Source organism: Pseudomonas sp. FP2196, assembly GCF_030687715.1.
Classification (GTDB): Bacteria; Pseudomonadota; Gammaproteobacteria; order Pseudomonadales; family Pseudomonadaceae; genus Aquipseudomonas.
In genome coordinates this window covers 2,609,668-2,616,438 of sequence record NZ_CP117445.1, presented here as the reverse complement: position 1 = coordinate 2,616,438, position 6,771 = coordinate 2,609,668, and the positions used below count along the sequence as shown (strand labels likewise).

Here is a 6,771-nt window from a genome sequence, read left to right as displayed (position 1 = left end):
GTCAGAGCCGGCGTTTGCGGGTGAGGTTCGGGATGGTGGTCTGGGCGACTTCCACCTGTTTCGCCTGCCGAGTGGTCTGCGCTGCCAACGCTGCCAATGTCGGCTGACTGAATAGCGTCCGCGCATCGACATGCAGCCCGGCCTGACGCATACGCGCTACCAGACTCACCGCCAGCAAGGAGTGCCCGCCCAGCTCGAAGAAGTTGTCGTGACGACCGATCTGATTGACGTTGAGCACCAGCGCCCAGATTTGCGCGACGGTATTTTCAACTTCACCTTCGGGCGCTTCGTAAGGTCGGTTGAGCACCGCCTCCACCTCAGCCTCGGACAAGGCCTTGCGGTCGATCTTGCCGTTAGGTGTCAGCGGCAACACGTCGAGCAACACAAAAGCCCCCGGCACCATGTACTCCGGCAAGCACTCCAGTACATACGCACGCAAGGCTTCGAGGCCCGGCGCGGTAATGCCGGCACGCAATGTGTAATAAGCGATCAGATGCTCATCACGGACCAGCACCACCGCTTCGCGTACCGCCGGATGCCCGATCAGTCGCGCTTCGATTTCACCCAGCTCAAGGCGCAGGCCACGCAGCTTGACCTGGAAGTCGTTGCGTCCCAGGAATTGCAAATTGCCGTCAGCGGCGTAACGCACCAGATCACCTGTGCGGTACAGCCGGTCACCGGCCACAAACGGACTGTCGATAAAACGTTCGGCCTGCAATGTTGGCAATCCCCGATAACCCCGCGCGACTCCGACGCCGCCGATGTGCAACTGCCCGCTGACGCCGAGCGGCACCGGTTGATCGTGAGCATCGAGAACGTATAGCCGGGTATTGCCGATGGCTTTGCCGATTGGCAGTTCGGTTAGCGGTACCGGCATAAGAGGCTCCAGCGTATACGCCGTACTGTCGACCGTGGCCTCTGTCGGACCGTAGACGTTATGCAAGCGCACCCAGGGCAGACGCTGGCGCGCCCTTTGGGCCAGCGCGGCGGTGAACTCGCCACCGCCGCAGAATATGTCCGTGAGACTGGTGCACTGCCCGACATCGTCCTGCTCCAGAAACTGTTGCAGCAGTGCGGGTACGAACTTCACCACGCTGATCTGCCGGGCCCGGATTTCTTGCGTCAGATAGGCGGGATCACGATGACCGTCAGGACGTGCCAACACCAGCCGCACGCCTGCGGTCAGCGGCCAGAAAAACTCCCACACCGAACCATCGAAACTGAACGGCGCTTTTTGCAGCAGTGCCCCCGCCGCCGTCGGCGGGCAGATCTGCGAGCCCCAATGCACCAGATTGCACAAGCCACGGTGCTCCAGCATCACCCCTTTCGGCGTACCGGTGGAGCCCGAGGTGTAGATCATGTAAGCCAGGTTCGAAGCACTCAGGCCGGGGACTTGCGGATTGCTTTCGGGCTCGTTGTTCCAAGTGCAATGGTCGAGATCGATCACCTTCAGGTCGGGATCCGCGAACAGATTGTGCGTAGCGGTATGCATCAATACCGCGACCGGCGCGCTGTCCTGCAGCATGAAGTTCAGGCGTTCCAGAGGATAGTCGGGGTCGAGCGGCACATAAGCGCCACCGGCTTTCAGGATCCCGAGCAAACCGATCACCAGATCAAGTCCACGTTCAACGCAGATCGCCACGCGTGCGTCCGGCGTAACCCCGAGTTTGCGCAGATGATGCGCCAGCCGATTGGCTCGCGCATTGAGCTCGCGGTAGCTCAGACGGTGCTCACCGGCCTGCAAGGCGACAGCGTCTGGTTGACGCCAGACTTGCTGTTCGAACAATGCCTGGATCGGCTGCTCGATCGGCCAATCGACCTCGGTGGCGTTGAACTCGACAAGCAACGACTCCAACTCCCCTGCCGGCAAAACCGGCAAACGGTTCAACGGCTGTTGCGGCGACTGTTCCAGCGCCTGCACCAACCCGCTCAATGCCGCCTGCATGTAACCGCAGATTCGTTGCGCGCCAATACCCACCACAGTCTTGGCGGTGAGTTGCAAGCCATTGCCCAGATCATCCACGCTCAGGGTCAGCGGGTAATTGGTGCGTTCCTCATTGGCCAGGGTCTCGATGCCTTGCCAGCCGTCACCGGCAGGTTCCAGCAGTTCTGCCGATGCCGTGTGTCGATAGTTGAGCAAGGCGCTGAACAGGGGTGACGGCGCCGCGACGCCACTGCAACGCTGCGCCAGTGCCAGCGAGGCGTGTTCGTGCCCGAGTAATGCAGTCAGCCGCTCATGAGTAGACCGGACAGCGGCGAGTACGTCGCCATCCATATCGATACGCAGTGGCAAGGTGTTAATGAACACCCCCAACGCCCTGTCGGCCCCTTCGCCGCCTTGCATCCGTCCCATGAAAATGGTGCCGAACACCACACGTTGCTGGCCGGACGTCACCGCCAACACCCTGGCCCATGCCAGGTGAATCAGGCTTGCCACACTGATGCCCGATTGCCGCGCCTGACTGCGCAAGCGCTGATACAGATCGGCAGGCAACGCCAGATGTGCTTCTTCGATGCCGCGACCGTCACCTTGCACCTCTTGCAGGCCGAACGGCAAAGTAGGCTCGTCGACATCGCCGAGCATCTCGCGAAAGAACGCCTCGTGCTCCTGCTCGCTGACGCCCAGACGCGCCTGCGCTACATAGTTGCGATACGGCACCGGCGGCGCCAGCGGCTCGACCTGCCCGGACAGGCTGGCCTGCATTTCGCCGCGCATCACCTCAAGCGCAACGTGATCCATCGCCAAGTGATGGAACAGCAAGATGCCGACTACCCTGCCGAGGGCCGGATCACGGGCATACACCAGACGAATCAGCGGTGCCTGGCCGACATCGAGGCGATAACGGCGGGCGTCGAAGCGCTCATGCAATTGATCGATGATCGCGCCTTGAGCGGGATCAAGAACAACTTCTTCCACTGGCAGAATCGCCTCGCGCCACACCACTTGCACTGGCGTGGTCAACCCTTCCCAGACCACTGCGGTGCGCAGAATATCGTGACGGGCCATGACCTGACGCAACGCCTCGGCGAAGGATTCGACCCGCTCGACACTGTCGAATGCCAGCCGCGATTGCAGCAGGTACGGATCACCCTGCGCGGCAGTGATGTGGTGGTAGAGAATGCCTTCCTGTAATGGCGCCAGCGGATAGATGTCCTGCACGTTGGCCGCGCCGCCCGGCACTGTGGCGACAATGCGCTCGATGGTCGGCTGATCCAGTTGCACCAGCGGCAGCATGTCCGGCGTGAGGTGGATGCAATCCGCGGCGATACGGTTTTGCGGCACCTCGACCTCACGCCCCGACCCCACCGAAGCCGCCAGCGCTGCCAATGTCGGCTGACTGAACAGCACCCGGACGTCGCTGCTCAGATCGAGCTGGCGCATGCGTTCGATCAGGATCACGGCCATCAACGAATGCCCGCCCAGTTCGAAGAAATGATCGTGGCGTCCTACGCGCTCGACGTGCAGCAGTTCGACCCAGATCTGCGCCAGCGCAGTTTCCACAGCGCCTTGCGGGGCTTCATATTCGCGGCGAATCAACGCCTCCGGCCCTGGCGCCGGCAAGGCTTTGCGGTCGAGCTTGCCGTTGGCAGTCAGCGGCAACGCGGTCAGGCGCACATAGGCGCTCGGCAGCATGGCGCTGGTCAGGCGGGTTTTCAGGTGCGCGTGCAACTGGTTGATATCCAGCGGCTGACGCTCGGTAAACCACGCCAGCAGTTGCCCGTCGCGCACCAGCACCACGGCTTCGCGCACCGCTTCGTGACTGCCGAGTGCTGTTTCGATTTCGCCCGGCTCGATTCGCACGCCCCGGATTTTCACCTGATCGTCGTTGCGCCCCAGGTATTCAAGATTGCCGTCGGTACACCAGCGGACGAGGTCGCCAGTGCGGTACATGCGCGCGTCCGGCTCGGCACTGAATGGATCATGCACAAAGCGCTCAGCGGTCAGTTCCGGGCGGTTCAAGTAGCCCCGGGCGACACCGGCGCCGCCGACGTACAACTCGCCGGCAATGCCAATCGGCAACGGACGTTGTTGCTCGTCGAGCACGTACAACGTCGTATTACTCACCGGCCTGCCGATATGCAGCGCCTGTCCGGACTCGATCCGGCCTGAGGTCGCAACCACCGTGGCTTCGGTCGGCCCGTAGTTGTTGATCACTGCGAAGGATTGCTGTCGATTGAACTGACGCAGGCGATCACCGCCGATCAGCAAAGTGCGCAGTGTCGGGTGATCAAGTTCGCGGCTGAAAACATATTCAGCAATGGGTGTCGGCAGGAAACTCACGTCCAACGGCTGTGCGCGCCACCAGGCGAGCAAGGCATCAATGTCTTCACTGCCGTCGTGGCTGGGCGCCAGATGCAACGTCGCGCCGGCACACAGCGCCGGCCAGACCTCCCAGGCCATGGCGTCGAAACCGAACCCGGCGAGGCTTGAGGTGTGGTGGCCGGCACGCAGATCAAAGGCATCACAGTGCCAATCCACCAGATTGCTCAGCGTGCGGTGCTCGACCATAACGCCTTTTGGCAGACCAGTGGAGCCGGAGGTGTAAATCACATAGGCGAGATTTACCGTGGTCAATTCCGGCACTTCGGGGTTAGAAACAGTCGCCGACCCGCCCTCCAGATCGAGCTCAAGAACCGGCACGTCCAGCACCGGCAGCCGATCGCGCAGAACACTCTGGGTCAATACGGCGATCGGTGCGCTGTCGGCAAGCAGATAACTCAAACGCTCGGCAGGATGCTGCGGATCAATCGGTACGTAACCTGCCCCGCTCTTGAGGATTGCCAGCAAACCGACCAAAGTGTCCAGCCCGCGATAAGCAACAATCGCCACGCGCTGATCCGGGCGCACGCCGAGATCAATCAAGCGATGAGCCAGGATGTTGGCCCGGCCATTGAGTTCAGCAAACGTCAGCGATTGACCCTGATAAAGCGCAGCAATTGCGTCCGGTCGCTCAGCCGCTTGCGCTTCGAAACGCTGATGAATCGTTTGGCCTTGCGGACACTCCAGTCGCGTGTCGTTCCATTGCTGCAGCAGCATCGATTCGGATTCAGTACTCAGGCAAAAATCGCTCACTGAAAGCTCCGGACACTCCAGCCCTTGCTCCAGAATCGACAGTAACCGTGCCGCCAGCGCCTCGATCTCATCGGTCTCGAAAAATGCCTCGTTGTAGACCAGATGCAGCCACACTTTGTCGTTGTGACGGTTGCTGCGCAGGTGAATCGCCAACGGTGTGGCCTCGTGGCGATTGGAAACCTTGACCGTATGCCCCAACGCCGCGCCATAGCGGTAATCATGATCATCCTGTTCGTAGGACACCGACACTTCAAAAAGCTGCGAACGCTCTTCGCGCATCAGGCCAAGTGCGCGATTCATCTCGCTCAGGGCGAAACGCTGGTGGCGCAAATCCTGTTTCAGTTCATCACCAATGGCCCGGACCAATTGAGCGAACGACTGCTCCCGGCCAAAGCACAGACACACGGCACTGACCTGGGTAAATAACCCGAGCGTCGCTTTGAATCGGGCACCGGAACGGTTGAGAATCGGCAGCCCGACAACCCATTCATCACGCTGCATGGTGCGGCTGAAATAGACGTGCAGTGCTGCCAGCAACACATGGAAGGCCGAGGCGCCTGACTGTCGCGCCGTGTGTTTCATGCGTTCGTGCAGCAGCGAAGGAAAGGCTTGAACGTGTGTCAGGGTCGCCGCTGCTCGTTTGGCAAAACGCTCGCGATAACGTGGCACTAGCAGCGGTTCCGGGACTGTCCGGTACTTGTCGAGCCAGTAGGCACGGTCAAGCGCATGGCGGGTCGAGTGCTGATAGCGCACGTCGTCGTGAATGAACTCGGCATAGGATGGCGCCGGCTTCAGCGGTTGCTGCCCATGGATCAACGCACTGTAAATCTCTCCAAGAGCCTTGAGCATCTGACCAAATCCCCAGCCATCCAGGATCAGATGATGAGCTTGGGTGACGAGCCAGTGATGGTCATCGCCCAGGCGGATCAGAGAGAAACGGAAAAGCGGCTGGCCATCGAGCGGGTAGGTCTGTTCCATCACCTGCTGGATCAGAACCTGCGCCGCCGATTGCGGCTCGGGGTGAGCGGAAAAATCAAAAACCGGCATCGACACCGGCAGTGTCCTGGCGAACCGTTGCAACGGCAAACCGTCAGCACCGGCGGCCAACACCAGGACGGTTCGCAAAGCATCGTGACGGGCAACCAGAGACTCAAGCGCCGCGCGCATCAAGCCGGCATCCAGCGGACCGGTCAGCTCGACATAACCACCAATGTTGTACAGCGGTGAATCACCTTGGCTCAGTTGATCAAGCCAGATATCCCGTTGGGCGGCGGTCAGGGGGAACGTCTCGACAGGCGCGGACAGATCGTCCGCCGCATTGGCAGAAGTAGGCTGCATAAGGTCCATCTCATGTAATTTGCCGCGTATTCAAGCATCGGCCTCCCCACCGACATGACACCTGAAACCCGGACAACCACCCCGCCCGCGCACGCCTGACAGCCTCTTTTGAGGCGAATCACGCAGGTATTGTCTAGAAATGCGGAGAGGAAATACTGAAAAGCATGTAGGAAAAGAACTACATGCCAATACCGCCTTTTACTCAGATGCTGCCGACCGGAAATCACGACCGCCCCGTTTTCAGGGTCTTTGGCGTGACTGGGCAGTCACTCGCGACAACTGTTGTGTCATCAGCCCTGTCAGAACCCCGGCGCCAACATTCAGAAATAGTGGCACTTTGTGTCCCTGTTTTCCCCTAC

1 protein-coding gene is annotated in these 6,771 nt (G+C 60.7%); it reads right to left on the bottom strand.

The window, feature by feature from the left end; genetic code table 11:
- Position 1: 1 nt before the first annotated feature.
- On the bottom strand, positions 2-6,412 hold the full coding sequence (locus tag PSH79_RS11850; protein ID WP_305443066.1) for a non-ribosomal peptide synthetase: 6,411 nt from the start codon (positions 6,410-6,412) through the stop codon (positions 2-4).
- Between the last annotated feature and the right edge of the window lie 359 nt (positions 6,413-6,771).